24 protein-coding genes are annotated in these 25422 nt (G+C 69.0%); 15 read left to right on the top strand and 9 right to left on the bottom strand.

The genetic code is table 11. The features are described from left to right. Positions 1–154: 154 nt before the first annotated feature. The 5 genes from F8566_RS41965 to F8566_RS41940 all read left to right on the top strand — a co-directional run bounded on the left by F8566_RS41965 (position 155) and on the right by F8566_RS41940 (position 4801). Entirely contained in the window at positions 155–751 is a 597-nt protein-coding gene (locus F8566_RS41965) for a hypothetical protein (RefSeq protein WP_151568617.1), read from the top strand. 387 nt (positions 752–1138) lie between these two features. Further along, positions 1139–1540, top strand: a complete 402-nt coding sequence (locus F8566_RS41955; RefSeq protein ID WP_151568613.1) for a hypothetical protein — start codon at positions 1139–1141, stop codon at positions 1538–1540. A 212-nt stretch (positions 1541–1752) separates the two neighbouring features. Next, complete coding sequence (locus tag F8566_RS41950) at positions 1753–2289, top strand: hypothetical protein (RefSeq protein ID WP_151568611.1); 537 nt, start codon at positions 1753–1755, stop codon at positions 2287–2289. 11 nt (positions 2290–2300) lie between these two features. Beyond that, positions 2301–4070, top strand: a complete 1770-nt coding sequence (locus tag F8566_RS41945; RefSeq protein WP_151568609.1) for a serine/threonine-protein kinase — start codon at positions 2301–2303, stop codon at positions 4068–4070. Between the two features lie 104 nt (positions 4071–4174). Further along, complete coding sequence (locus F8566_RS41940; protein ID WP_151568607.1) at positions 4175–4801, top strand: NAD(P)-dependent oxidoreductase; 627 nt, start codon at positions 4175–4177, stop codon at positions 4799–4801. On the opposite strand, the gene F8566_RS41935 is transcribed toward F8566_RS41940, so the two are convergent. Beyond that, positions 4798–6078, bottom strand: coding sequence for a sensor histidine kinase (locus F8566_RS41935; RefSeq protein ID WP_225994011.1), 1281 nt, complete (start codon positions 6076–6078; stop codon positions 4798–4800). The two genes, F8566_RS41940 and F8566_RS41935, sit on opposite strands and share 4 nt — an antisense overlap. A gap of 80 nt (positions 6079–6158) precedes the next feature. Between F8566_RS41935 and F8566_RS41930 the strand changes: the two genes are divergently transcribed. After that, complete coding sequence (locus tag F8566_RS41930) at positions 6159–6587, top strand: hypothetical protein (RefSeq protein ID WP_151568605.1); 429 nt, start codon at positions 6159–6161, stop codon at positions 6585–6587. A gap of 16 nt (positions 6588–6603) precedes the next feature. On the opposite strand, the gene F8566_RS41925 is transcribed toward F8566_RS41930, so the two are convergent. The 4 genes from F8566_RS41925 to F8566_RS41915 form a co-directional block, all read right to left on the bottom strand. Further along, complete coding sequence (locus F8566_RS41925; RefSeq protein ID WP_151568603.1) at positions 6604–7194, bottom strand: DUF4190 domain-containing protein; 591 nt, start codon at positions 7192–7194, stop codon at positions 6604–6606. 145 nt (positions 7195–7339) lie between these two features. Further along, entirely contained in the window at positions 7340–7468 is a 129-nt protein-coding gene (locus tag F8566_RS52485) for a hypothetical protein (protein ID WP_264159532.1), read from the bottom strand. A 51-nt stretch (positions 7469–7519) separates the two neighbouring features. After that, on the bottom strand, positions 7520–7777 hold the full coding sequence (locus F8566_RS41920) for a hypothetical protein (protein ID WP_151568601.1): 258 nt from the start codon (positions 7775–7777) through the stop codon (positions 7520–7522). A 292-nt stretch (positions 7778–8069) separates the two neighbouring features. Continuing rightward, the gene (locus F8566_RS41915) at positions 8070–8411 is read right to left on the bottom strand and encodes an MmcQ/YjbR family DNA-binding protein (protein ID WP_151568599.1); all 342 of its coding nucleotides are present in this window, start codon (positions 8409–8411) and stop codon (positions 8070–8072) included. 97 nt (positions 8412–8508) lie between these two features. On the opposite strand from F8566_RS41915, the gene F8566_RS41910 reads away from it, so the two are divergent. From F8566_RS41910 to F8566_RS41885, 6 genes are all read left to right on the top strand, one after another. Beyond that, positions 8509–8862 carry a CU044_2847 family protein gene (locus F8566_RS41910; RefSeq protein ID WP_151568597.1) on the top strand — a complete coding sequence of 118 codons (354 nt, stop codon included), beginning with the start codon at positions 8509–8511 and terminating at the stop codon, positions 8860–8862. A 7-nt stretch (positions 8863–8869) separates the two neighbouring features. Continuing rightward, a complete protein-coding gene (locus F8566_RS41905) occupies positions 8870–10576 on the top strand; it encodes a VMAP-C domain-containing protein (RefSeq protein ID WP_151568595.1) in 1707 nt (568 codons plus the stop codon). 1 nt (position 10577) lies between these two features. Then, positions 10578–11567: an AAA family ATPase gene (locus F8566_RS41900; protein ID WP_151568593.1), complete on the top strand. Its 990-nt coding sequence runs from the start codon at positions 10578–10580 to the stop codon at positions 11565–11567. Continuing rightward, the gene (locus F8566_RS41895) at positions 11557–15306 is read left to right on the top strand and encodes an SAV_2336 N-terminal domain-related protein (RefSeq protein ID WP_151568591.1); all 3750 of its coding nucleotides are present in this window, start codon (positions 11557–11559) and stop codon (positions 15304–15306) included. The genes F8566_RS41900 and F8566_RS41895 overlap by 11 nt, the downstream gene beginning before the upstream one ends. 187 nt (positions 15307–15493) lie before the next feature. Then, on the top strand, positions 15494–16066 hold the full coding sequence (locus tag F8566_RS41890) for a TetR/AcrR family transcriptional regulator (RefSeq protein ID WP_151568589.1): 573 nt from the start codon (positions 15494–15496) through the stop codon (positions 16064–16066). A 77-nt stretch (positions 16067–16143) separates the two neighbouring features. Beyond that, positions 16144–17334: a Cmx/CmrA family chloramphenicol efflux MFS transporter gene (locus tag F8566_RS41885; RefSeq protein WP_151568587.1), complete on the top strand. Its 1191-nt coding sequence runs from the start codon at positions 16144–16146 to the stop codon at positions 17332–17334. 52 nt (positions 17335–17386) lie between these two features. Here F8566_RS41885 and F8566_RS41880 read toward each other — a convergent pair whose 3' ends face one another. Then, positions 17387–18718, bottom strand: coding sequence for a hypothetical protein (locus tag F8566_RS41880; protein ID WP_151568585.1), 1332 nt, complete (start codon positions 18716–18718; stop codon positions 17387–17389). A 260-nt stretch (positions 18719–18978) separates the two neighbouring features. After that, positions 18979–21063, bottom strand: a complete 2085-nt coding sequence (locus F8566_RS41875; protein WP_151568583.1) for a M6 family metalloprotease domain-containing protein — start codon at positions 21061–21063, stop codon at positions 18979–18981. Between the two features lie 164 nt (positions 21064–21227). Here F8566_RS41875 and F8566_RS41870 point away from each other — a divergent pair, with 164 nt between their 5' ends. Then, positions 21228–21629, top strand: coding sequence for a hypothetical protein (locus tag F8566_RS41870; RefSeq protein WP_151568581.1), 402 nt, complete (start codon positions 21228–21230; stop codon positions 21627–21629). A gap of 32 nt (positions 21630–21661) precedes the next feature. Here the strand turns inward: F8566_RS41870 and rraA are convergent, their stop codons facing one another. Continuing rightward, positions 21662–22141, bottom strand: coding sequence for a ribonuclease E activity regulator RraA (gene rraA / locus F8566_RS41865; RefSeq protein WP_151568579.1), 480 nt, complete (start codon positions 22139–22141; stop codon positions 21662–21664). Between the two features lie 116 nt (positions 22142–22257). On the opposite strand from rraA, the gene F8566_RS41860 reads away from it, so the two are divergent. Further along, the gene (locus F8566_RS41860) at positions 22258–23502 is read left to right on the top strand and encodes a serine/threonine-protein kinase (protein WP_151568577.1); all 1245 of its coding nucleotides are present in this window, start codon (positions 22258–22260) and stop codon (positions 23500–23502) included. 76 nt (positions 23503–23578) lie between these two features. Here F8566_RS41860 and F8566_RS41855 read toward each other — a convergent pair whose 3' ends face one another. Further along, positions 23579–24034, bottom strand: coding sequence for an Lrp/AsnC family transcriptional regulator (locus F8566_RS41855; RefSeq protein WP_151568575.1), 456 nt, complete (start codon positions 24032–24034; stop codon positions 23579–23581). A gap of 210 nt (positions 24035–24244) precedes the next feature. Between F8566_RS41855 and rocD the strand changes: the two genes are divergently transcribed. Next, positions 24245–25411, top strand: a complete 1167-nt coding sequence (rocD, locus tag F8566_RS41850) for an ornithine--oxo-acid transaminase (RefSeq protein ID WP_192810145.1) — start codon at positions 24245–24247, stop codon at positions 25409–25411. Positions 25412–25422 lie beyond the last annotated feature (11 nt).

The raw sequence follows: 25422 nt of genomic DNA, 5'->3' as shown, positions 1-25422 counted from the left end.
GCTTGAGGTCAAACCCCGACCGGTAGATCCCCAGAGCCACGCAAGCCTGACGAGTAAGAACCTTTCCGCAACGAATCTCTTTTCTCGCCACATTGACCTCTGTAAGCTTCCAGCCGTACTCGCCCCGTTGTCGGCTGGTTGATCAGGTAACGCGATGCACGCCCGGTTGGTACGTTCCGTCCCCCTTCCCGGGTCCCGCCGCGCGCTGACAGGAGCCGCCGCGGCCCTCCTGACTCTGACCGCCTGCGGCAGCACCGGATCCTCCAGCGGCGACTTCAACCCCAACGGCGCCCCCTCCGGCGCCCGCCCCGCCACCGATTCCACCCCGCAAGCCGCCCCACCCCCCACGATGTCGCGCCAGCAGATCGACAAACTCGTCCTCGACCGCTACCGCGAATACCAACGCGTCTACAAGCAGGTGTACGAGACGAACGACCCCGCGCAACTCGCCACCGTCGCGATGGATCCGCTCCTCACCACCGTCACCGAGGACGTCGAACGCACCAGGGCGAAGGGCGTCATCTGGCGCTTCACCAACATCTCCAACCCACGCGTCTACGCGCGCTCGAAGGACGGGCTCAACGTGTACGTCGTCGACTGCATGCGGACCCTCGCCGGTTACCGCTTCTCGACGAAGACCGGCAAGCGCACCGGCGGCGGCACTGGCTCGGCGTACCGCTACCGCACCGCCGTGAGCTTCGACGCCGGCGTCTGGAAGGTCTCCAACACCAAACGAGACAGCAGATGCTGACCATGCTCGCCGCGACGAACGGCGACTCGCACGGAGGGACAAGCGATGCCATCGGATAGGTTCCGGTATTCGGTTCCACTGGCCGCGCTCACGAGTATCGCCGCCCTGACCGTCTCGTTCTTCGCGCCCACGTCTGCAAGCGCGGATCCGTGTCAAGGTGGCAACGACACACTCGGCTGCGCTGAGGAGGATGGCGGCAACAGGTCGGGAGGCAGCGGCGGCGGGGGTGGCGGTGGGGATGCTGGTGGCGATGGTGAAATCCCCACTGTGCCTGGAACTGAGGGCGGCGGCGCAGGCGGCGGGAATGCCGTTCCTCCACCGCCCCCGCCAGCAACGATAGATCTTGCCGAACAGGCCAGGTCGACCGCCCAACTTCCCACCCCCCGCGTGCACACAGCGCCGGATGGAAAGACCTATGTAGAGGTCAAGACCCGCCTCTGGGTCGAAGGTTTCCGCGAAGTCGCGACTGAGCCCATTGTTGTCGGGGCTCAGACCATCCAGGCGATCGCAACGCCGAAGTCTGTCAGCTGGCAGCTTGGCGAAACCACTCTGACCTGCCTGGGGCCGGGCAGCAAGAACGACGACTCCTGCAGCCACGTCTACAAGCGTTCCTCGGCCGGACAGCCAGGCGGCGTCTACCAACTGTCAGCGACCATCACCTGGAGTGTGCGGTGGACGTGTGCGGGTGCTGACTGCGATGCACCGGGAGGCGATCTCGCAGACCTGTCCATGCCCTCGATACCCGAGCCATTTGTTGTCGACGAGATTCAGACCAAGTCCCGGCAATGAGCAGCGATCTGTCGAATCAGATGAGACTCAGATGGCCGTTGGCCCTTGTCGCGGCTACAAGCTTGCTTCTCACTGGCTGCGGTGGCGACGATAAGCAATCGCAGCCGTCGTCCACTCCTACGGCTGGCAAAGCGGCACCCTCGGCTCCACCTGTCTACTCCGCAGAACAAGTGAGAGCAGCGTTGCTCCCCCCAAAGGAGATAGGCGCCAAGATGCGCCAAATCGATATCGGGCTTGATTCTCTCCAGAAAAAGCAAGCCCCGATGTGCTCGCTCTCCGGCACTCGACTGCCCGGCCGTTATGGGGCTGCGGTCCGCCAGTTCAGCAATACCATCTCAGGCAAGGGCGAGATCAAGTACGCCCAACTTATCGCTCGCTATACCGATGCGCAGGGGGCGGCCACTGCATATGAGGTGCTCCGGAAGGCAGCACGGTCATGTCCCCCCAAGCGCCATGTTCCTCCCAAACGGCTGAACGAGAACTTCACGCTTTTCGAGCACGACGACACCTGGAAGGTCACCGAAGGCAATCTCGCTGGCTGGGCGCACCTTCGGGGATTTGAGCAACACGTCGAACCGCCGTCACAGACCAAGTTCAATGTCTACTACTTCATCTACGACTACGCGCATCGTGGCAATGTCGTCACTGCCACTCTTTATTGGGAGCGGACAGAGCCCAAGAAGTCTGGCGACCCGATCGCTCAACGAGCGACGGAATTGCTCACCCGCCAGCTACAGAAAATTGGCTAAGTCAGGCCGCGATGACATCGCACGGGTTCGAGACAGGCTGGCGGATACCTGGCTATGCCGAGCTGCAGGAGTTGGGCGCGGGGGCTCAGGGACGCGTCGTTCTGGCTCGGCAGGTGGCGTCCGGAGATGTCGTTGCGATCAAGTACCTGGCCGCGGAGCTGCTGGGTAACGCCCAGGCTCGCGCCACGTTCCGCGGTGAGGCGGAGATGCTCTCCCGCCTCGCCGACCCGCACGTGGCGCGTCTGCGCGGCTTCACGGAGACCGCGGACGGCGCTGCGATCATCATGGAGGCGGTGCACGGGCAGTCGCTTCGCAGGCTGCTTGATGAACGCGTTGCCCTCGCACCTGAGGCCGCTCTGACGGTGCTGAAGGGTTCGCTGCTCGGGCTGGCCGCCGCACACTCGGTCGGCGTGGTCCACCGCGACTACAAGCCCACGAACGTCATGGTGCAGGACAACGGGCAGAGCAAGCTGATCGACTTTGGGGTCGCCGTCCTCGCCGGCCAGGGCAGCATCGTGGGGACGCCGGCCTACATGTCACCGGAGCAATGGCAAGGCGCGCCGGCGACCGCGGCGACCGACATCTATGCGGCTACGTGCGTCTTCTTCGAGTGCGTCGTGGGTGGGCGGCCCTTCCAGGCTGGCACCACTGAGGCGTGGCAGGCCGAGCACACCTTTGGCACCGTTCCGCTGGACGTGCTTCCAGAACCACTACGTCCGCTAGTCCTTCGTGGGATGGCCAAGGATCCGGGCCAGCGCTTCCAGAACGCTAGCGAGTTCGTTCACAGACTTGAGGCCATCGCCACGGCCGCATATGGCTCCGACTGGGAACAACGGGGCTGGTACGCCCTCGGCACAGCGGTGGCCTTGTTCACAGCGGCGTTCCCTCTGACATTGCTAGGCGGCGGTGCGGTCGGTGGCGGTGCGGTCAGTGGCGGTGCGGTCGCGACAGGGACCACGGCAGCCAATGCCGCCAACACCGTCGCGGGTACGACCGCTGCGCAGACGACCACCGGGGCCGGCCACGCGGCTGGAGGCAGCGGTGTCATCGGCAAGGTCGGCGGTGTGAAGGGCGTCGCCGGGGCCGGAACCGCGGTCACCGGCGCGATCGTCATCGCCATGGTGCTCTGGCCTTCCGGCCCGACGGTCGGCGGCGAGTCCCGTGGTTCCATCCGCGCCTACTTCACAAACCCCGGTGTGCTGCTGAACCAGCCGAACATGCCGGCTTCCGAATCTCCGTACATGAAGCTGGACATCACGGTGTCGCCCGGGCGGGTCAAACCCGGGACTCAGGTGCACGTCACCACCCGGTTCCAGGCAAGGACTCCGCAAGGGGTGAAGTACCTCCCAGGTGGAACGCGTCAGTGTTTCGGCGAGAAAGCCAGGCGCCGGGATCTCAACAGCGGCTACAACTACTCACTCGGTCAAAGCCCCACGGCAGTAAAGGAGGGCCAGGGCCAGGTGTGGTTCTACCGGACCGCCAAGTCCGGCAGCGCAAGGCAGCCGAACCGCACAGGAACGTTCGTTACCACCACGTCAAAGACAACGGGCGAATCCCAGCCCTACGTGCCCGGAGAATGCGCCTTCATCAGCTCATGGACCGACACCCGGAGCTTCAAGATGCCGGGCACCGACGAGCTGCCCCCAGGCCATTACCTGATATCGCCCGCAGACCCGCCCCGCCTCATGGAGGCCGAGAGGGACAACACCAAGATCTCCCTGGCGTCGGTCGGCCCGAGGACGGACGTGAGCCTGCCCAAGATCAGAGTCTTCTGGGACTGAGGCGCTTCGGCTTGGGGGTTGACGGGGGTGGTGGGCGGGGGGAGCGTCGCCTTTAGGTGGAGGCATGCCGCTTCATCGATCGGCTCAGCAGAGGAGCGGGCACGATGAAGATTCTGGTTTTCGGGGCGACGGGCGGTACGGGGCGGCACGTTGTCGAGCAGGCTCTGGAACGGGGGCATGAGGTCACCGCGTTCGTGCGTGATCCGGCAAAACTGGGCGTGGAGCATGAGCGGCTCAAGGTCGCGCAGGGCGATGTCATGGACTATGAGTCGGTCGAACGGGCCGTGGAGGGGCAGGACGCCGTCGTGTGCGTGTTGGGGGCGTCGGCGTGGAAGACGGGGACGGCGCGGTCCGAGGGCACGCGGAACATCATCGGCGCCATGGAGAAGGCCGGGGTACGGCGGCTCGTGGTTCAGTCGACCATCGGCATGGGCGACAGCGCTGAGATGCTTCCGTTCCAGTACAAGTATGTGCTGGTGCCGCTGATTCTGCGGTCGGCGTTCGCGGACACCGCGCGGCAGGAGGAGTACGTGCGGCAGAGCGGGCTGGACTGGACGCTCGTACGGCCGGGTGCGTTGACCAAGGGGGAACGCACCGGGGCCTACAAGCACGGGACCGGGGTGACCACGATCATCAAGGGGAAGCTCTCCAGGGCTGACGCGGCCGACTTCCTGCTCAAGCAGTTGCAGGATGACGCGTATGTTCGTGAGGCCCCGTACGTGTCGTATTAGGGCGGGCCTAGTTCGGCGCGGACGAGGGCGCCTCCGGATGGGGCGGCGTCCAGGATGAGGCGGCCGCCGGAGACTTCGGTGACCCGGCGGACGATGTCGAGGCCGAGCCCGGATGAGCCGCCGCCGCTGCGGCCGCGCCGGACGCGGGTGTCGGCGAAGCCGGGGCCGTCGTCGGCAACCTCCAGCACCGCGCCGCCATTGGGTCGCGGGGTCAGCGTGACCGAGAAGTCCGTGCCGTCGGGCGTGTGGCTGAAGATGTTGGAGATCAGGACGTCGAACGCGTCGGAGAGTTCGGCGCTGGACGCGGCGACCAGGAGGGGGCCGTTGGAGATGTCGCCTCCGATCGAGCGGCCCTGTTCGGTGGCGAGAACGGTCCAGAACTCCATGCGCTCGGCGATCACTGTCGCGGCGTCGCAGGCCCCGGGTCCGGAGTCGCCGCCGCGGACGGTCTTGATGGCGTCGGTGACGGTGCTCTCGACCTGGTCGATGGTGCGGTTCACCTTGGCGCGTTCCGCCGGGTCTCCGAGCATGTCGGCTTCGAGGCGCAGGGCGGTGAGGGGCGTGCGGAGCCGGTGCGAGAGGTCGGCGATGCGTTCGCGTTCGCCCTTGACCAGTTCGGAGATCCGGCGCGCCAGGTAGTTGAGCGCGGCGGCCACCTCGACGAGCTCGGCCGCGCCTCCGCCGCGGGCCCGCGCGGCCAGGTCGCCGCGGCCGAGGCGGCGGGACACGTCCGCCAGCTCCCGCAGCGGCCGGGTGAGGCGAGTGGCGAGGAGGAACGTGACGAGTACACCGATCAGCAGGAGGAGCAGGCCCAGCAGCGCGAGCGTGGCCAGCGCCTCGGTCACGCCCTCGTACATGACGGCGTCGCTCACGAACGCGCGGACGACGATCGGCCCGTCCTGCCGGCCGACGACCGACAGCAGCACCTCGCGACCGCCCGGCACCTCGGCGACCAGGCTGTGGCCGCGTTCGGCGAGCCGTACCGCGTCGGTCCGTGCGGCGGGATCGCCGAGCACCCGGCCGCTCGGCAGGAAGACGGAGAAGGTGTCAGAGTCCCCCGCGGCGAGGCTCTGGAGGGAGAGCGCGACCGTCTCGGGATCCTCGCGCATGAGGAGCGGCACGATGGACTCGGCCTCGACCGCCGCCTGCGTGATCCTGTCGTCGGCGGAGATCGAACGCACCGTCGCCACCAGCGGCAGGAAGAACGCGATGAGGATCAGCAGGATGATCGCGACGACCAGGAACGTCAACTGCCGCCGGATGGTCGTGAGCGTCACGGCCGCTACCCTAACTGACCTGCACTTTCATCGCCGTGGCTTGACCTGGGCCTGACCGCCGGGATGCCACCCTGGCTCGCGTGACCGCACGTACCGCCACCCTGGTCGGCATCTGGCTCGCCATCGCCGTGCTCATGGTCGCGGTGGGACTGGCCGCCGTGCAGATCACCGTATGGGTGCTGACGGGCAGCGTCGTCCAGCCGATGTCCGGGGAGGAGATCCGGCAGCGCCTCGCCACGGAGCCGGCGCTCACGCCCCGCCCCGAGAGCTCCGTCGCGGGCACGGGCGAGCCTCGGGTGTTCACGAGCCCGGGTGGGCGGCTCCTCGCGTTGTGCGCCGGCCGGGACCAGGCCGTCCTCACCGACTGGAGCCCGGCCATCGGTTACCGCGGTTATCTCGTGCAGGACGGCCCCGCCCCGGAGGCGTCGGTCGTCTTCGGGCGAGAGGACGGCACCGCGGTCAGGGCGGCCGTGCGCTGCACCCGAGGTTTTCCGCGGCTGCTCCCCTGAGCGAGGGCGTTGACGGTCAGCCGGCCAGGCGGTCGTAGGTGCAGCTGGCGCTCCCCGAGCCGGTGGCGGTGTCGGTGCTGACGACCTTGCCGTCGACCGTGATCCGGCAGGTGACCGATCCGGTGCTGCCGATGTTGGTGACGTTCATGACGACGACGTCGAGTCCGCTGAGCTCCTTGGTGAACCGCTTCTGCCACGGCACCGCCACGACGGCGGCCTCCATCTTGTCGATCGAGCCGGTCGAGTGAGCGATGCTCGCCTCCTTGGCGCCGCCGGTGGCGGTGCCCTCCAGCACGACGCTCACCGACTTCTTCTTCTGGACCTCGTAGCCCGCCAACCCGACGATCACCCCTACGGCGATGCCGGTCAGCACGCCGATGGCGCCCAGGACGATGCCGGCGACGGCGAGGCCACGGCCCGGCTGCCCCGTGCGCCTGGTCTGGGAGAGGGCGACGATTCCGGTGATGATGGCGCCGATGCTGCCGAGCCAGCACAGCCACAGCACACCGAGCACCAGGGACGTGAGCGCCATTCCGTTGGTGCCGCCTGACTGGGACGTGTGCGGTTGTTGCGGCGGCCTGCTGTACGGGTCGTACGGAGCGGACAAGGCGACCCCTTCTGTCTGCACGCCGATTCTGTCTGCACGGTCCGAGCGCTGATCTAGTTATCCATTGCCTGAGCCTGGAAAGCAAAGGAGGCCGTACCGATCTTCTTCGGTACGGCCTCAGGTGGAGGTCGGGGTGCGGAGTCTGTCACGTGACGCGGCGCAGGGTCATGACGTTGCGGGGCCGTCGGCGGCGTTCGGGGATTCCAGGATCGGCTGCGGCCAGCAGCTGCTTGAGCGAACGGGGGACGATCTCTTCCTTGAGGTGCGAGTTCATGGTGTTTCTCCTTAACCGGTGCCGGGCCGTTGACACGTGCGGGGCCGATGGTCACGCGGCGACCGCGAGGCGGAAGTAGGCGGTCTCGACCGCGTCAAGCGCCCAGCGCATACGGGCGGCGTAGGCCTCGGGGTGGTCGCCCGCCTCCTGGGCGACGCGGGCCAGGCAGGTGGCGCAGTCGTTGCCGCACTGGGCCAGTCGCGTCTCGATGGCGGCGCGGACCTGCCCGGAAGAGGGGGTGGCGGACGCCTGGAGCGGGGTGGTGAAGAGGATCTGGGCCAGTTCGGAGACGCTCATCGTGGTCGACATCGCGGGCCTTCTTCCTTGTTCGGCTCTACTCTGAGCCTATCAGAACGGAATACTTTGTTCCATAGCCCGAGCCGTCGGATTTCCAGGAAAATCGCGGTGGTTCCGGCTCGTCGAGAGCCCTCCGCAGAGCCTCGCCGGTTCGTTGTCGTGCTCTCACAGAGGTAGACCACGCTTCCACCGAGAACTCATCGCCACAGCAGCGAATTCTCAAAAAAACTTCAGCTGAGGCAGACGCCGACCAAGGAACCTGCGAACCAGCAGGTCACGGCCCTTGCCAACCGAGAGTGCGCGGCTACAGGCCGAGGCGGGCGGCGGCGACCTTCTTGGGGACGACCATGCGCCAGGCGTCGATGACGAGCTCGCGCATCTCGGGCTCGTCCAGCTCGGCCGTCCAGGCGTTCACCCAGTTGAAGCGCTGATCAGAGACGCGCGGCAGATGGAACTTCGTGGGCTCGGACTCGATGAGCGCGGCGCGTTCCTCCTTCGGGAACGCGAAGCCCATGATCGTCTCGTCCGGCGAGAACGCGACATAGACGATCTGCCCGACCCGGAACTTCACGCAGTCCCTGATGAGGTGTTCCGACGTGCGGGGCAAGGTCAACGCCAGTCGCCGCACGTCCTCAACGGTGACCATCCCCCATTATGGCCATCCACCCCGTACAGAATTGACGATCTTGGTAGATTGCGGGACAAAAGAACAGGGCGATGGTGCGGCGGGGAACGGGGTGCGCGTGGACGAGCTCGTGCGATGGCAGACCGACCAGGGGCCGGTGATCGTCGAGGTCGACACCCGGGAGCCGGGATTCCAGTCGGTGTCGCGCCCCGACCACGGGTTCATCATCGATGCCGCCGAACGGCTGGAATCCGCCCTCGACCACGTGCGCGGCGCCGCCGAGTCCGCGCTCCGCAGCATCCGCGACGGCAAGCTCAACCCGGACATGATCGAGCTGGAGTTCGGGGTGAAGCTCAACGCCTCGGCGGGCGCGGTCATCGCCAAGACCGCCGGCGAGGGCCACCTCAAGGTGAAGCTCACCTGGGGCGGTCCGAACGGCGCCGGCCAGGCGTCGAACGAGGAGGAAGGCTGACCGCGCCGTGCACGACTGGCAGTGGCGGGCCTGGGTGGGCGAGGCCTCCGGAGAGCCCCGCGCGTCGGCGTTCCTGATCACCCCCACCACGCTGCTGACGTGCGCCCATGCGGTGAACGGTCGCAGCGGCACCTGGGTCGGCTTCCCCGGGCTGACCGGCCCCCTGCCGGCCAAGGTCGTGCCGTGCGGCGACTGGCAGAGGGCGGGCGACGAAGGCGACGTGGCGGTGCTCGAGCTCAGCAGCCCGGTCACGTTCACCCGCGCCCGGCTCGCCGCCCCCGACATCCTGACCCGGCCGGCCCCGCAGGCGCCCCACGGCACCACCCCGTACGGCGGCGGGCAGCGCGTGCTCGGGACGTACGGCTTTCCCAATCCGCGTGAGCCGTACGAGCGGCACATCACCGTCACCACTGGGCCGTCGATGATGCAGCGGCAGGAGTGGTGGCAGCTCAAGGCAGAGCCCGGCGACCAGATCCTGGAGGGCTACAGCGGCGCGGCCGTGTACGACCCGTACACGCGCGAGGTCGTCGGGATGATCACCGACTCCGACCTGCGCGGCACGGACGGCGCGGTGGGCCGGATGTTGCCGCTCGCCGCCATCCGCCGCTACTGGGAGGAGCTCGACGACCACCTGCCCCTGACCTGGCTGACGCCCCCCGCGCGGCGTTCCCTGCGGCGCCTGCTGACCGGCGCCGCCACCGCCGCGCCCCTCGCCGAGCTCGTCGCCGAGGCCGCCGGCCCCATTCCGGGGCGGCCCAGGTTCCGGTCGGTGTGGGATTCGGTCCGGAGCGTGGCCGAGGGCTGGCCGGACGACCCTGACCGGCTGGCCCGCTGGATCGCCGTGCTCCGGCGCCACCTGCCCGACCGGGATCTGGCCGGCTGGTCACGGACGCACCTTCCCACCCTCCGCGCCGGCACCACCGAAGACGGCACCAGCGAAGACGGCACCGCCTCGGTGATCGTCCGCTTGGAACGCGTGACGCACGACAACGCCTACGACGTGACCGTGCACACCTGGATCGACGGCGCGGAAGGCGCCCGGCAGGAGACCGTCCGGGTCCCGGAACGCTCCGTACGGCAGGCGGCGGAGACCGGCCTGGCCAAGGCGCGCGGCGCGATGGTGGGCCGGACCGACTGGATGATCGAGTTCGCGGTGCCGGAGTCGTGGCTCGGCAAACCCTTCGAGGAGTGGTACGTCGAACGCGAGCACCAGCTGCCCATGGGCATGTATCCGGTCGTCGTGCGGGACGTCGAGCGCCTGCGCCCCGACTCGATCCGCCGCGACCAGGCCCATCGCCGCTGGCGCGTCCTGCGCGAGCGCGGCAGCAGCGAACCTGAACGGGTCGACTGCGGCAGACCGCGCGCCAAGAGCGCGTTCCAGAACTGGCTGATGGCCAACACCGACGTCTGCGTCCTTGTGTACGGGGCGCGTCCGGCGAAGGCGTGGGTCACCGCCGCGCTCAACACCGGCATCCCCGTCATGGCGTGGCCCCGTACCCGCTGCGCCGGCGGCTGCACCGGCCGGCACCAGCTCGACGACCTCGCCGACGCGCTCGCCGGCCGCCACCCCGACCACCTGCCGGCGCGGGTGATGGAGCTGCGCAAGCAGGCCCTCGTCGCGCCCGCCCACGAGCCGCACTGCGGCCGTGAGCTCACCCTGCTGTGGGACGACCCGTCCCGTCTCCCCGATCCACCCCTCGCGATGGAGGTCTGAGGTGCCCGACTGGCTGCTGTACCGCGGGACCCGCGAGCCGCACGACGGCATCGACCGCCTCCCGCCACCCCCGCCGTGGCGTTCGTTCGACGGCGGGCCGACGCTGAACATCCCCCCCGCGGGACCCGCCGGCCGCCACCAGGCGACCACGTACCGCCCGTCGGACGACGCCGTGCAGCAGGTGAACGCGGCGCTCTACCTGCGCCGCCCGCTCCTCGTCACGGGCCCGCCCGGCACCGGCAAGTCCACCCTCGCGTACGCGGTGGCGCACGAACTCGGGCTCGGCTCGGTCCTGCACTGGCCGATCACCAGCCGCGTCACCCTCCGCGACGGGCTCTACCAGTACGACCCCCTCACCCGCCTGTACGCTGCGGGCCGCGAGGGCGCCGTGAACGGCGGCGAGCCTGCGCCCGACGACATCGGCCGCTACATCCGCCTCGGCCCCCTCGGCACCGCGCTCCTCCCCTACGCGCGGCCGCGAGTCCTGCTCATCGACGAGATCGACAAGAGCGACATCGACCTGCCCAACGACCTGCTCACCATTTTCGAGAAGGGCGAGTACGAGATCCCCGAACTCGCCCGCCGCGCCGAGCCCACCGCCGAGGTGATGACCGCCGACGGCTCGGCCGCCGACCGCGTCACCGTGACCGGCGGTACCGTCCGCTGCAGCGCGTTCCCCCTCGTCGTGATGACCAGCAACGGTGAACGCGAGTTCCCTCCCGCGTTCCTGCGCCGGTGCATCACGGTCAAGCTGAGCCAGCCCGCCGACCAGGTCGAGCTCGCCGCCATCGTCCGCGAGCACCTGGGCGACCTGGCGGACCAGAGCGACGACCTCATCGGCCAGTTCTTCGAACGGGCCAAGCAGGGCACGCTCGCCACCGACCAGCTGCTGAACGCCGTCTACCTGTGCCGCTACTCCGACGCGGCCGACCGCCACGACCTCGCCGACCGCATCACGCCGTACCTGTCCGCCGGCCCCGATGAGGATTGAAGAACTCCACCAAGCCCTGGACTCGCTCGGCTCACCCGCGGACGCACGCGAGCTGAGCGAGATCCTGTGGCTCGCCTGCCACACCACGCCCGCCCAGGCCGCCGAAGCACCCGCCGAGCCTGCCACGACCCGCGACGACCTTTCGGCCATCAAGGACAGCGCCGGGACTCCTGCGCCTCCCGAACGTCAGGCCCAGGCACCCACCACCGGCCACCCGGCCGCGCTCCACCCGCGCCCTCCCGAACCCCGTACGGGCAGCGACGCCACGGAGATCCTCGTCCCGACCGCGCCGATGTTGACCAGCCCCCTGGCGGTCCAGCGTGCGCTCCGTCCCCTCAAACGCCGCGTCGCATCTCCCCTCCGCACCGAGCTGGACGAGGACGCGACCGCTGCCCGCATCGCCGACACCGCCCTCTGGGTGCCCGTCCTGACCCCGTCGCCCGAACGCTGGCTCTCCCTCAACCTGGTCGTGGACACCGGCCCCTCGATGCGGCTGTGGCGCCCTCTCGGCCGCGAGCTCGCCGAAACGATCCTCCGCCAAGGCGCCTTCCGCGACGTACACCTGATCTACCTGAACGAGTCGGGCGGCATCTCGTCCTCCCCCACCGCTCCCGCCCGTTCTCCCACCACGCTCCTAGACCCCGCCGGACGCCACACAACCCTCGTACTCAGCGACTGCTCCGGCCCGCACTGGTGGAACGGCCGCGCCCCACACGCTCTTCGCCGCTGGGCGCAGACCGGGCCGACGGCGATCCTGCAACCACTCCCCGAACGCCTATGGCGCCGCACCGCTGCCCCCGCCACCCCTGGACTTGCCTCACTCCACCGCCCCGGCGCGCCCAACACCGAATTGGACTTCACCCCGTACGACGGCGAGGCTCCCGACGGCCTACCGATCCCCGTCCTGGAAATCGCACCCCGCTGGCTCTCCGGCTGGGCGAACCTGGTCGCGGGCGCAGGCCCCCAACCCACCGCCGTCGCGACCCCCACCGCCACGACCGCCGCGCCCGTCCACCGCGAACGCGAACTGCCCCCTGAGGAACGTGTCCGCCGCTTCCTGGTGACCGCCTCCCCCGAAGCCGCCGAGCTGGCCGCCCATGTCGCGGTGTCCATCCCGTCCCTGCCGGTGATGCGCCTCATCCAGCACCGCGTCCTGGGCGAATCCGGCCCCGGCCAGCTGGCCGAGGTCCTCCTGAGCGGCCTTCTACGCCCTGTTGACCACTCCATCGGCCAGTACGAGTTCGTCCCCGGCGCCCGTGAAGCCCTCCTCGCCAGCCTCCCGCGCCCCGAGGCCTGGCACACCCGCCACGTCCTCGAACACATCTCCGCCGAGATAGAACGCCGCGCAGGCTCAGCCACCGAGACCTTCCGCGCCCTCCTCCCCTCCGCCCAAGGCGACCAGGCCCTCCCCGACCGCCCCTTCGCCCTCATCAGCCCAGAAGCCAAAACCCTCCTGGACCGCACCCCGCCCCAGACCACCCAAGGAGTCCCGCCGCCCGGCGCACCACACGTCCAAGCGCCCCAGATCGCCGCCGGCACCACCACAGGCTCCGGCAACGGCGACCATCTCGGCGAACGCCACGCCGCCGCCCGCTTCCCGGAAATCGCACGCCTGGAGAGCGCCCTGGCCGAGCTGGACAAGGGCGTTTCACAATCCGCTGTTCGCGAAAAACTGCAGAGCTTCGTCACGGACGAAGCATCCGAACGTGCCGCGGCGTCGTCGAACGACTTGAAGACCCTGGCCTTCACCGGCCCGGCCGGAAGTGGCAAACTCTCCGCCGCCGCGCAGTTGGCGAAGGCACTCGCATCGCTCGGCTGGATCCGGACGCCACAGGTCATCACGACGGACCGGTGGAGCCCCAACCTCCCTCGGAGGTTCAGGGAGGCGAGAGCCCAGAGCTGCGTCCTCTACCTCCACTGTGGCGGCCAGCCGACCGGCACCTTCACCAGCCATGCCGACGACGATCTAGTGCGGATGATCAGCTCCGCCGGCACCGAGGCCCTGATCGTCATCGGTGGTGATCAGGGCAGGGTGGCGAGCTTCCTCCGCGAACGCCCGCAGCTGCGGGGACGGGTTCACACCACGATCGCCTTCGACTCGCCGACGTCCGATGGGCTCTGGACAGGGAGTCTGGACGAGTGGCGGCCGATCACGCTCGGCACCAACGACGAAGGGCTGGTCAAGCTCGACGTCATGGACGGCTTCGTTCCCGGGAACGGCCTGATCATCGATCGGCGGAGGTCCGGCCGGTCGGAGGTCGCCCGGACGTTCGTCACGGAGCTGGCCCTCACCCATCCGCCCACGCAGGTCACCTTTCTGCTGGCGGATCACTCGGCGGGGACCACGTTCACCGGCGGCCTTGAGGAGGTGCCGCATGTCGCAGAGGCGGTCGTCAACATCGCGGGTGAGCCCTCACTCGCCGACCGGCTGGGAGAGGCGCTCATCCGTGAGCTGGACCGGCGCCAGTCCCTCCTCGACGAGGTGCGGTCGGCCGCCTGGCATCACTACCAGTCGTCGGTGGCGCGGGGCGCGCCGATCCCTCCGTTGCCGGCCCTCTTCGTGCTGGTGAACGCGTTCGACGAGCTCATCGCGGTGAAGCCGGGGGTCCAGGATGTGATCCGGCAGGTCGTGGAGCGGGGGCCTTTGCTGGGCGTGCAGCTCACCATGATCTCGACCGGGGCGGCGCCGACTTTCGATCATGCCCCGTCCTGGCATATCGCGGCCTCCGAGCGAGGCGGCCGTTTGGACCAGGGCGGGGAATCCACCACGTTCAAGCTCCTGGCCAGACAGGACGTGCGTGCGCTCGCAAGAGTGATGTCCGCACACGGGCCGCAGGCGCATTGGCTGATGCCGCGGCGGCCGGACACGGCGGCCGACAAGCCGGAAACCGATGTGCAGTTGAGGGATCTCGACCTGGGCTCGCCGCAGGGCGTCGGTGGGACGAGCACGCTCTACTCCATGACCACGTCGGGTGAAGGGCTTCTCTACAAGGAGTACCGAGGCCGGATCGCCGAGACCGATCCCGATGCCGTCGCCAAGGTGGTGTCGTTTCCCGCCACTCTCCCGGAGAGCGAGAGAGAACTGCTGCTGAGCCAGACAGCCTGGCCGGTGGCGCGGGTGTTGGACGGAGACCGGATCACGGGTGTCGTGATGCCGCGCGCTCCCGAGCGGTTCTACCGCAGGATCGGGCCACGCGGCTCCGAGTCGGTGCGTGTACGCGAACTGAACCATCTGCTGTACGACCGCAGGACCACCGAGGGAGAGTCCGAGACACCGCCGGGAGCCGGTGAACGGGTCGAGATCGTCCGCCGGATCACGGCACTGTTCCGACTGCTGCATTCGCACTCGCTCGTGGTCGGGGACGTGTCCGCGTACAGCATTCTTTGGTCCGCAAGGCCGGCCGGCGTCTACCTGCTGGACTGTGACGGCATACGCCTGGCCGGGACACGCCAGGGCCGGGCTCGCCTGGCGACGCCGGAGTGGCACGACCCGCTGGGCTTCGCTGAGACGGCGGATCTGGACAGCGATCGTTACAAGCTGGCGTTGCTGGTCGTCCGGGTGCTGGCCGGATCCCCGCACCTGCGGCCGGGCGACCCGGCCGAGTTCGTCGAGGGTGTCCCAGCGCGAATCGCCGCGAACGTCTCGGACCTCTTCTCCCACGCCGCTGGGCCCTGGGGCACCCGGCCCCACGCGGAGCAGTGGCTGGCGGCCCTCGGCGAGCAGGGAACACAGGGTTGAGCGTCAGCGCATTGTGGCGATGGAGATGCGGAGGCGCCGCAGGTCTCGGACGTCCATGGACCACCTCTGTCGATCTTCGGGTGCGGGCAGCGTACGACGCGGGCGGCCGCCGGCCCCGGGGACGGCGCAAACCGGACACGCCTTCCGTTTTGCATCGACCGGTCCAAAACATGTTAGGGTCGGGCGCATGGCACGGCCGAGGCAGTTCGACGAGGAGCGCGCGGTGGACGCGGCGATGCGCGCGTTCTGGACCGCGGGCTACGAGGGCACCTCGACCCAGGACCTCTGCGAGGCGACGGGGCTCGGGCGCAGCAGCATCTACAACACGTTCAAGAGCAAGCACGATCTCTTCGAACGGGCACTGCGCCGCTACATGGACGGCAAGAACGCGGCGATCTTCGGGTTGCTGGAGGGAGACGCTCCGGCCAAGAACAAAGTGCGGACCCTTCTGCAGCAGGTGATCGAGGCTCCGGCGGACGATCCGATCGGCTGCCTCGTGGTCAACTCGACGGTCGAGCTGGGCCCGCACGATCCGGCGGTCGTCGCCATGTTGCAGAGGGACATGGAGCTGCGACTCGACGCGTTGACGGCGGCGATCGAGGCCGGGCAGCGCCGGGGAGAGATCGGCACCGGCAAGGACGCCCGGGAGCTCGCCCATTTCGTGAACGCCACGATCAGCGGGATGCAGGTGGCGGCGAGAGGCGGCGCCGGGCGCGATGCGCTGGAAGGGATCGCCCAGACCGCACTGAGCGCTCTCTGAACCGAAGCGGCCCGCCGAGCCGCCCTCTCTTTCGCCCAGATTTTGAACTGATCTATCCAGAACAGGGAGGAACGCCCATGCCGCTGGCCATCTACATCCTCGGATTGGCCATCTTCGCCCAGGGCACGTCGGAGCTCATGCTCGCCGGGCTGCTCACCGAGATGGCCACCGACCTGGGCGTGTCGGTCCCGCAGGCGGGTCTGCTCATCTCGGCGTTCGCGCTCGGGATGCTGGTCGGCGCGCCGATCCTGGCGGTGGCGACCTTGCGATGGCCGCGCCGGAACGCACTCCTGGTGTTCCTGGCGGTCTTCATCGTGGCGCACATCGTGGGCGCGCTGACGCCCGGGTATTGGGTGTTGTTCGCGACCCGCGTCGTGGGCGCCTTCGTCTATGCCGGGTTCTGGGCGGTGGCGGCGACGACGGCCGTCGCCCTCATCCCGGCGGACGCTCGCGGCAAGGCGATGAGCATCATCGCGGGCGGCCTCACCGTGGCGACGATCGCCGGCCTTCCGGCGGGCACCGTCATCGGCCAGCACCTCGGCTGGCGCGCCGCGTTCTGGACGGTCGCCGCCCTGTCGGCGGTCGCGATGGCGGGTGTGGCCGCCACGATCCCCGGCGGGCGGCCGGAGAAGACACCGGAGCTGCGGCGCGAGCTGCGGACGATGGCCCGGCCCCGGCTCTGGCTCGCGTACGGCACGACCGCCCTCTCCACGGGCGCCCTGCTGGCGACGTTCGGCTACCTCGGCGCGCTGCTGACCGAGACGACCGGCGTGGCGGCGAGCTGGGTACCCGCGGTGCTGGCGGTGTACGGGGTCGGCGCGCTCATCGGCATCACGATCGGCGGCCGGACCTCGGACGCTCACCCCCTCCGCACTCTGTTCGTGGGCGTCACCGGCCTGACCGTGATCTCGCTGGCGCTCGCGCTCACCGCCGGGACGGCGATCACGGTCGTCGCGCTGGTGTTCCTGCTGGGCGCGTTCGGCTTCGCCACCAACCCCGCGCTCAACACCCGGGTGTTCACGCTGGCCGAGGGTGCTCCGACCCTCGCCGCCGCGGCCAACGTCTCCGCGTTCAACGTCGGCATCACGGCCGGTCCGTGGCTCGGCGGTCTCGCCATCAGCGGCGGCCTCGGCTACCCCTCGGTCGCCTGGATCGGCGCGGCGCTGGGTCTGGCCGCGCTCGGCACGGTGGCGTGGGCGTCCTCACTCCAACGCCGCGGGGCCGGCACGAAGCAGGCTCACTCCGCACCGGCCCTGACCGACGCCTGATCAGCGTCTCAGCGGCACTCCTTGGCAGTATCAGCGGCATTCCTTGGCGGTGTCAGCGGCATTCCTTGGCAGGCATGCCGTAGAGCACGCGCCCCTGCCACTTGCCGTTCGTCATCTGCCGCTTCTCAGGATGCTCGGCGACGGTCCAGACCTGATGCGTGCCTCGGTAGCAGGACAGGTCCTCTGGGCCGTACGAGATGGTCGACCTGGAGAGGACGGTGAACTTCCCGCCCGCGTACTTCGCCCGGACGAACTGGCCGCGGTTGCGTACGGTGCCAGGTTCGAGCGGCTTCTCCTGCTTGGACACGTTGCGGGTGAACCACCAGTTGCCGCGGGTCCCGACACCGCCCTGGATGTTCGTCACCGGCAGGTTGACCACGTACGACGGGTTGGCGCGCCCGTTCTTGTCCATCACCAGGTCGCTGCCACCCTTGCTCCCGATGGGGAACGCGGCGACGCGTCCGGCCCCACCCATGCAGAACTCGCCCGTGATGAGCTTGTCCTTGCCCGCGCGGTCGATGGACAGCCACGAATGGTTGGGCGTGCCCGTGGCAGTGCAGGCCTTGCCGGACCGCGTGTTCGGCACGTACGAGGCGACCTGCGGCATCACGTAACGGTAGCCATAGCCGTAGTACGTCTTGCCGTGCAGGCCGATCAACTTGGGCTTGCTGGTAGAACCGTTCTTGCTCTTGCCCAGGTCGAAGATCTGCCGCATGTCGAAGACGCGGATGCCCGTGCTGGTGTCGGCGACGTAGAGCCGGTTGCCGTACCACGCGAGCCCACCGGCGTGGATGCCCTTGTCGGTGCCGTGGGTGCCGACCGGCTCGTACGTGGTCTTGCCCTTGGCGTTCTTGTACGGCCAGACCAGGATCGCGTGACGGTAGGTGTTGTTCTTCAGGTTGACGAACGTCACCCGCGCGCTCTTGTGGTAGCCGTCCTTACGGTTGTCATACCAGCTGACGAGCAGGGCCTTTCCGCCCTTGCCCCACGAGCCGTCAGCCTGGGCGTCCGACGTTCCGGTGACGCCCTGCGGGTACCACTGCACGGTCTTGGTGTCGGCCGAATCGAAACAGAACCAGTCACCCTGCTTGGGCGCCGCCGCCTTGGTGGCGCAGGCTCCCTTCCGGGAACCCTTGCGGTTGCCGGCCTTGTCGTTGAGCAGTGCGGTGACGCTGCTGGTCTTCAGGTTCTTCGCCATGCCGCCGAGGGCGGCACCGGCCGGGGCCTTGCCGACCTTGAGCACATAGGCGCTCTTGCTGGGCGCGGTCGCGGCCGCCGCCTCGGCGTTGCTTGCCTTATCGGAAGCCACGTAGGCGTATGCAGGTATACCGGCCGTCAGAGCCGCCAGCGAGGCGACGATGACCAGGGAGCGCCGGACGTTCAAATGATCACCTCCAGGGGATCATGGAACGTAACATTCACCTACTCTCCGTTAAAAGATCACTAGTCGCGCCAATGCGATCACTCTGGGAGAAAGTGCGCAGGTCAGCGGCGCGCCTTTGGCACGGTCCACAAATCCGCGGTGAACGTGAGCTTCCTAACAAGGTGAGCTCCTGACAACAACGTGAGCTCCCTGACAACGCCGAAGGGCCGGTCCCGATCGCACGATCGGGACCGGCCCCTGAAGCCGGCGAGCCGGACGTCCTAGCGGACGCGGCAGTTACCGGTGTCGACCTTGGTCGGGTCGCTCTCCGAGGTCGCCTTCAGCACGAGCTTGGCCTTGCGGTCGGCGCCGGGCGCCGCCTTGGCCCACACCTGCACCGTGGTGGCGCGGCCCGCCTTGGCGGTGGCAAGCGCGTTCGGCAGCACGGTCGTCCAGCCCTTGCCGGTCGCCGAGGCGCTCAGCCGGTAGACGTCGGAGCCGTGGTAGCCGGTGCCGCCCTTGCCGGAGTTGCGCAGCGGCAGGGTGCACTTGACCCAGCCGGAGCCTGCCGGACGCACGAAGCCGTTGTCCACCTTCACGCCGCGGCGCTGCGTGCCGGCACCGTCCAGCGAACGGACGGCGACGGTGTAGGACAGCACGCCCTTGCGGTCACGCTTGAGGTCGAGCACGTAGAAGTGGAGGCGGTTGGCCGCGTCCACGTGCTCGTACTCGCTGCCGGAGTTCGTGCCCGCGTGCATCAGCGCGTCCGACAGCTGCCGGTAGTCGCCGATCGTCATCTTGACCTGCTGGCCGTTCGGCAGCACGTAGTCGACCTTGTCGATGTCCTCCGGGTTGGAGTCCTTGACCCAGATGAACGGCGCGTCGTCGGCGTCCTTGGTCTTGGACAGCAGCACACCGGAGTCCGGCGTGAACGAGTCGAAGCCCATCCGGTCGACGACCTCGACCGTGTAGTTGTTGTACTTGCCGCCGTCGCACAGCGGGTCCTTGGAGGTGTCGCAGGGCGGGCTGAGGTCGGCCTTGTCTCCCGCGCCCAGCCGCACGTTGATGCCGGCCAGCGAGTCCTTGCCCGGCTGGACGGCGCGCGCGGTCACCTTGGCGACGGCGGTGCCGTCCTTCGGCAGCGTCGCCCGGTCGAGCTGGAGCACCTTCTTGGTGTCGACGATGCCCAGCTTGAGCTTGTTGCGGAGCGTGTGCTGCGCGCCCATCGACGCGCCGCCCGTCGCCGGGATCATCCAGCGGCTGTGCGGGCCGCCGGGGCCGTTGAAGCTGCCGCGGCTCAGCATCTCCCACGGGCCGGTGTACGCCCGGCGCGGCGGGTTGCCGTACGGGTTGTTGTAGTTGTCGAGGATCCCGAGGATGTGGCTGAACTCGTGGGCGAAGACCCCCATGCCGGAGCTCTCGGCCTGCGTCGAACTCCGCGGCGGCGCACCGATCACGGCGTTCGGCCAGTGGTTGGACGCGGCCTGCCATGACGTCCAGGGCACATAGCGCGTGTTCGCCCAGTTGGGCATGGACGGGTCCGGCGGGCCCCACTCGTCGGGTACGTCCTCCTTGGTCGGGAACTTCATCATCCCGAACTCCTGCCAGGTGGCCGACTCGTCCTGCCCGGCGGTGAGGAAGAAGACGAACTCGTACTGGTTCGCCACCTCCTCGCCCACGTCGGCGACCCAGGCGGCCCTCGCGTCGGCACGGATGTCGCGACCACAGGTGTCACCGGACGGGCAGTCGCCGGCCTGCTGGAACTGGCCGATGCCGTACTCGTGGTCCTTGGCCTTCATGGTGTACGCGCCGAACGCCTTCAGGTCGACGCCGTACCGCCCGCCGGAGTCCTCCATCCAGTACTCATGGAGGGTGTGCCCGCGGTTGAGGGCCTGGGGCTTGTTGAGGAAGTCCTGGTAGAACTGCGCGACCTTGTCCTTCGGCACGTCGCCGACCAGGCTCGGGTTGCCGTAGATGGTGGAGTTCTTGGGCTGGGTGACCACGAACGGCTGGTTCGGGTAGTCGACCAGGACCACGGCACCCTTGAAGTTCTTGATCGACCCCTTCTTCGTCGGGTCGGCCCACGCCGTGCCCGGGATCGGCTTGTAGTCGTCCCAGGTCATCGTGTCGGGGAGCTCGTAGTTCTGCGGGTCGATCGGCTTCGGGGCGCCCGGCGCCGCGAACGTCCGCATCTGCTGGCTCTGCTGCCATGGCTGGGTCTGCGGCCAGTGCCGCATCTGCCAGGGGTTGGGGGTGGGTTTCGGAATGGGCGCCCTCGCCTGCGCGGTGGCGGGGGCGGCCGCCAAGCCCGCGGACAGCGTCAGCGCTGTCACCGCGGGCACCAAGAGGATCTTGTTGACTCTCATGTCTCCCCTGTCTCACATGTCATCCGAGACGGTAGAGACGGCCCCTTTCATGATCAAGGGCTGTTCTGGCCGACGTTCCCGGCAGGCCGCTGGCAGGTGACGACAGATCCGACGAAGCCTCTCCGGAGGGCGTCAGCAGCGACGACGCCGGGTATCGATGCGGCATGAGCACCAAGACCGTGGCCGAGAAACTGGGCATCAAGCCCGGGCACGCCGTGCACGTGATCAACGCGCCCGGTGACTACGCGCAGCTGGTCGGCGGGCTGCCCGAGGGGGCGGAGGTCACCGCGACCGGGCCGGCCGACGCGGTGCACCTCTTCGCGGAGGGCAAGATCGAGCTGGACGCCTCCATCAAGGAGGCCATCGACGCCGTGCGCCCCGGCGGGCTGCTGTGGGTCTCCTATCCCAAGGGCGGCGCGTCCGACATCAACCGTGACAGCCTCTGGCCCACGTTCACCCCGTACGGCTGGCGTCCCGTACGGCAGATCTCGGTCGACGCACGCTGGTCGGCCCTGCGGTTCCGTCCGGACGGCGACGTGCGCGGGACCGGCAACCGCTTCACATAAAACCGCGTTCAGGCATGGCGCACAGGGCGCGGTCAGACGAGTTTGCGGGCCGCCACGACGATGCCGTCCTCGTCGCTGTAGAGCCAGTCGTTCTCGCGGAACTCCACGCCGCCGAAGGCCAGCGGCTCGTCCACCTCACCCGCTCCGTCCTTGGCGCTCTTGCGCGGGTTGGAGCCGAGCGCCTTGACGCCGAGCTCCAGCGTCCGGAGCACCGCGACGTCCCGGACCGCGCCGTTGATGACGACCCCGGCCCAGCCGTTCTTCACCGCGGACGCCGCGATCATGTCTCCCATCAGGGCGGAGGCGAGCGAGCCACCACCGTCCACGACCAGCACCCGGCCGTCGCCGGGCGTGTTGAGGAGCTGCTTCACCAGGCCGTTGTCCCGGAAGCAGCGCACGGTCGCGATCGGGCCGCCGAACGCGGCGTGCGCGCCGTACTGCCGGAACTGCGTCTCGCAGCTCTGCAGTTCGTCCCCGAAGTCGTCGATCAGGTCAGCGGTGGCGAAGTCCATGGGCGCATCCTACTTACTGGTAACTCCCGGGCCCGGACCGGCTCGGAGCATGACGACCTGACAGCGGGTGCGGATTTTCGATAGAACCATGGACAAACTCCACCAGGAGGTCACAGATGCAGCCCGCTGACCGGCCGACCCCGGCCTTCGCACCGCTCGAAGCCGGCGATCCGCCGCTTATCGGCGGCTACCGGGTGCTCGCCCGGATCGGCGCGGGCCGGGTGGGCCAGGTCTACCTGGCCACGACGCAGAGCGGGCGGTGGCTCGCGATCAAGGTCGCGCACTCGGAGTTCGCGGGCGACGCGGAGTTCCGGCGGCGCCTCCAGGATGAGGTCAGGGCGGCACAGCGAGTGGCGCACCGCTACCTCGCCACGGTCGTCGACGCGCATCCGGACGGGCCAGAGCGCCCGTGGGTGGCCACCAAGCACGTGCCGGGCCCCTCGCTGGCATACGCCGTCGCCGAGCACGGCCCCCTGCCGGCCGACACCGTCCGGACCTTGGTCGCCGGGCTGGCCAGGGGGCTCCGGAAGTTCCATGAGGCGGGCCTCGTCCACGGTGACCTCAAGCCCTCCAACGTCCTGCTCGCGGCGGACGGCCCCACCCTCGTCGACTTCGGGACGGCCCGTGCCGCCGCGGCGGTCCAGGTGACCGGCTCGCCGTTGTTCATGGCCCCCGAGCAGACGGAGGATCATGACGTGACCCCGGCCGCCGACGTCTTCGCGCTCGGCGGTCTCGCGTTCTACGCCGCCACCGGGCGCTCCGCCTTCGCATCCGGCGCGGACGGCATCGCATCCGGCGCGGACGGCATCGCATCCGGCGCGGACGACATCGCCTATGACCAGCCGGAGTTGGCGGGTTGCCCAAGCGTCCTGCGCGGCCTGATCCAGCGGTGCCTCGCGCCGAGCCCCGGCGACCGGCCGTCCGTCGAAGTCGTTCTGGACGAGCTTGAACACGACTCGCCCGGCGAAGGCTGGCTCCCGGCAACGGTGGCCGCCCGGCTGCCGCTGTACGAGACGGACCCGCCGAAGCCGACCCCGGCACCGCTCCCGCCACCGCACCCAGCCGACCCACCGGAGCCCCTCGTGGCCGAGAAGGCGACCCCCGGCGGCGTCCAAGTGCTGCCCCCTCCCCTGGCACGGCCGCAGATCCTGCCGCCGATCGAGGCCCCGGTCACGCGCCCGGAAGCGGCGTGGCCCATGCAGGGAGCCGCACCGGCGTACGGGACAGTGCCGTTCCAAGCGCAGTATCAGACGCCACCGGTCACGCCCAGGCGGGACTCCACCGGGATGATGATCGCGATGACCGTGCTGGTCGTGGTCGGGGCGGTCTGCTCGTTCGTGCTCCTCGCAGTTCTGCTATGAGTACGGCCCTGCTCTGACTACGACCCTGTTCTGACTACGACCCTGCGCTGGGCACGGCCCGCTCCGACTTCGGCGGTCAGGACGCGGGGGCGTCGATGGGGCGGCCTATCAGCCGGGACAGCACGATCGCGGTCTTGGTCGCGGTGATGTTGTCCTCGCGGCGCAGGCGTTCCAGGGCCTGTTCGAGATGCTGGATGTCGCGCACCCGGACGTGCACGAGGGCGCTGGCGTCACCACTGATGGTGTAGGCGGCGACGACCTCCGGGTGCTTGCGGATGCTGGAGTAGATCTCGTCCGGCGACGTCGCCCCCGTACAAAAGATCTCGATGAACGCCTCGGTCGTCCAGCCGAGCGCGGCCGGTTCGACGACCGCGGCGAAACCCGTGATGACGCCGTCCGCGCGGAGCCGGTCGACCCGTCTTTTCACCGCCGGAGCCGACAGCCCGACGCGGTCTCCGATCTGCGCGTAGGACGCGCGGCCGTCTTCGAGGAGCTGCGCAACGATTCGATGGTCAAGCTCGTCAATACGCAATGAATATCTCCCCCCAAGTTCTCTTTCGTCATTGGTCGTCGGTTAATCCCGAACATACGCTGGCCCCGGGACCGATGACCACCACCCCCGTCGGCCCGACCCCCGTCGGCACCGGGCCACCCCCCGGTGTCACCAGCGACCCCGGCCGGGGCCCGGCCGGGCTGACCGGTGCAAAGGAGCGTCGTGAGCAAAGCCGACGAACTGCGGGCGATGTCTGAGGAGCACAGCGCGCACAACTACCACCCGCTCCCCATCGTGATCGCGGAGGCCGACGGGGCCTGGGTCACCGACGTGGACGGCAACCGCTACCTGGACATGCTCGCCGCTTACTCCGCAGTCAACTTCGGTCACCGCAACCCCCGGCTGACCGAGGCCGCCAAGCGCCAACTCGACCAGGTCACGCTGGTGAGCCGGGCGTTCGACCACGACCAGTTCGGGCCGTTCGTCACCGAGCTGGCCGAGCTGTGCGGCAAGGACATGGTCCTCCCCATGAACAGCGGCGCCGAGGCCGTGGAGACCGCGCTCAAGACCGCCCGCAAGTGGGGCTACGAGGTCAAGGGCGTCCCCGCCGGCGAAGCCAACATCATCACGTTCGAAGGCAACTTCCACGGCCGGACGACCACGATCGTCAGCTTCTCGACCGATCCCGACGCCAAGGACTCGTACGGCCCCTACACGCCGGGGTTCCGGACGGTGCCCTACGGCGACGTCGACGCGCTCAAGGCCGCGATGGACAGCTCGACCGTGGGCGTGCTCATCGAGCCCATCCAGGGCGAGGCGGGGGTGAACGTGCCGCCGAGCGGGTTCCTGCGCGCGGTGCGGGAGCTGTGCACGGCGAACGGCTCGCTGATGATCGCCGACGAGATCCAGTCGGGCCTCGGCCGGACGGGCACGACGTTCGCGTGCGACCACGAGGACGTCGTGCCCGACGTCTACATCCTCGGCAAGGCGCTGGGCGGCGGCATCATGCCGGTGTCCGCCGTCGTCGCCGACTCCGACGTCCTCGGTGTCTTCAAGCCCGGCCAGCACGGCTCCACGTTCGGTGGCAACCCGCTGGCGTGCGCGATCGCCCGCGAGGTCGTGGCGATCCTCAAGTCGGGCGAGTTCCAGCAGCGGTCGAGAGAGCTCGGCGCGCACATGCACGAGCGCCTGGGCCGGCTGCCGAACGACGTCGTGCGAGAGGTGCGAGGCCGTGGCCTGTGGGCCGGTATCGAGCTGAACGGCGAAGCCCGTCCCGTCAGCGAGCGCCTCATGGAGCTCGGCGTGCTGGCCAAGGAGACGCACGAGACCACCATCCGCCTCGCCCCGCCGCTGGTCATCAGCCGCGCGGACCTGGACTGGGCGCTGGACCAGCTGGAGATCGCCCTGAAGGGCTGACACTCTCCACC

Source organism: Actinomadura rudentiformis, from assembly GCF_008923185.1.
Taxonomy (GTDB): domain Bacteria; phylum Actinomycetota; class Actinomycetes; order Streptosporangiales; family Streptosporangiaceae; genus Spirillospora; species Spirillospora rudentiformis.
Note: the sequence above shows the minus strand (reverse complement) of the source record. Positions and strands in the feature narration are given on the sequence as shown.

Bases quoted from the DNA above. Each gene is read 5' to 3' on its own strand.
- F8566_RS41965 (WP_151568617.1), top strand. From the start codon at position 155: ATGCACGCCCGGTTGGTACGTTCCGTCCCCCTTCCCGGGTCCCGCCGC.
- F8566_RS41950 (WP_151568611.1), top strand. From the start codon at position 1,753: ATGCGCCAAATCGATATCGGGCTTGATTCTCTCCAGAAAAAGCAAGCC.
- F8566_RS41945 (WP_151568609.1), top strand. From the start codon at position 2,301: ATGACATCGCACGGGTTCGAGACAGGCTGGCGGATACCTGGCTATGCC.
- F8566_RS41940 (WP_151568607.1), top strand. From the start codon at position 4,175: ATGAAGATTCTGGTTTTCGGGGCGACGGGCGGTACGGGGCGGCACGTT.
- F8566_RS52485 (WP_264159532.1), bottom strand. From the start codon at position 7,468: ATGAACTCGCACCTCAAGGAAGAGATCGTCCCCCGTTCGCTCAAGCAG.
- F8566_RS41920 (WP_151568601.1), bottom strand. From the start codon at position 7,777: ATGTCGACCACGATGAGCGTCTCCGAACTGGCCCAGATCCTCTTCACC.
- F8566_RS41915 (WP_151568599.1), bottom strand. From the start codon at position 8,411: ATGGTCACCGTTGAGGACGTGCGGCGACTGGCGTTGACCTTGCCCCGC.
- F8566_RS41895 (WP_151568591.1), top strand. From the start codon at position 11,557: ATGAGGATTGAAGAACTCCACCAAGCCCTGGACTCGCTCGGCTCACCC.
- F8566_RS41890 (WP_151568589.1), top strand. From the start codon at position 15,494: ATGGCACGGCCGAGGCAGTTCGACGAGGAGCGCGCGGTGGACGCGGCG.
- F8566_RS41885 (WP_151568587.1), top strand. From the start codon at position 16,144: ATGCCGCTGGCCATCTACATCCTCGGATTGGCCATCTTCGCCCAGGGC.
- F8566_RS41875 (WP_151568583.1), bottom strand. From the start codon at position 21,063: ATGAGAGTCAACAAGATCCTCTTGGTGCCCGCGGTGACAGCGCTGACG.
- F8566_RS41870 (WP_151568581.1), top strand. From the start codon at position 21,228: ATGAGCACCAAGACCGTGGCCGAGAAACTGGGCATCAAGCCCGGGCAC.
- rraA (WP_151568579.1), bottom strand. From the start codon at position 22,141: ATGGACTTCGCCACCGCTGACCTGATCGACGACTTCGGGGACGAACTG.
- F8566_RS41860 (WP_151568577.1), top strand. From the start codon at position 22,258: ATGCAGCCCGCTGACCGGCCGACCCCGGCCTTCGCACCGCTCGAAGCC.
- rocD (WP_192810145.1), top strand. From the start codon at position 24,245: ATGTCTGAGGAGCACAGCGCGCACAACTACCACCCGCTCCCCATCGTG.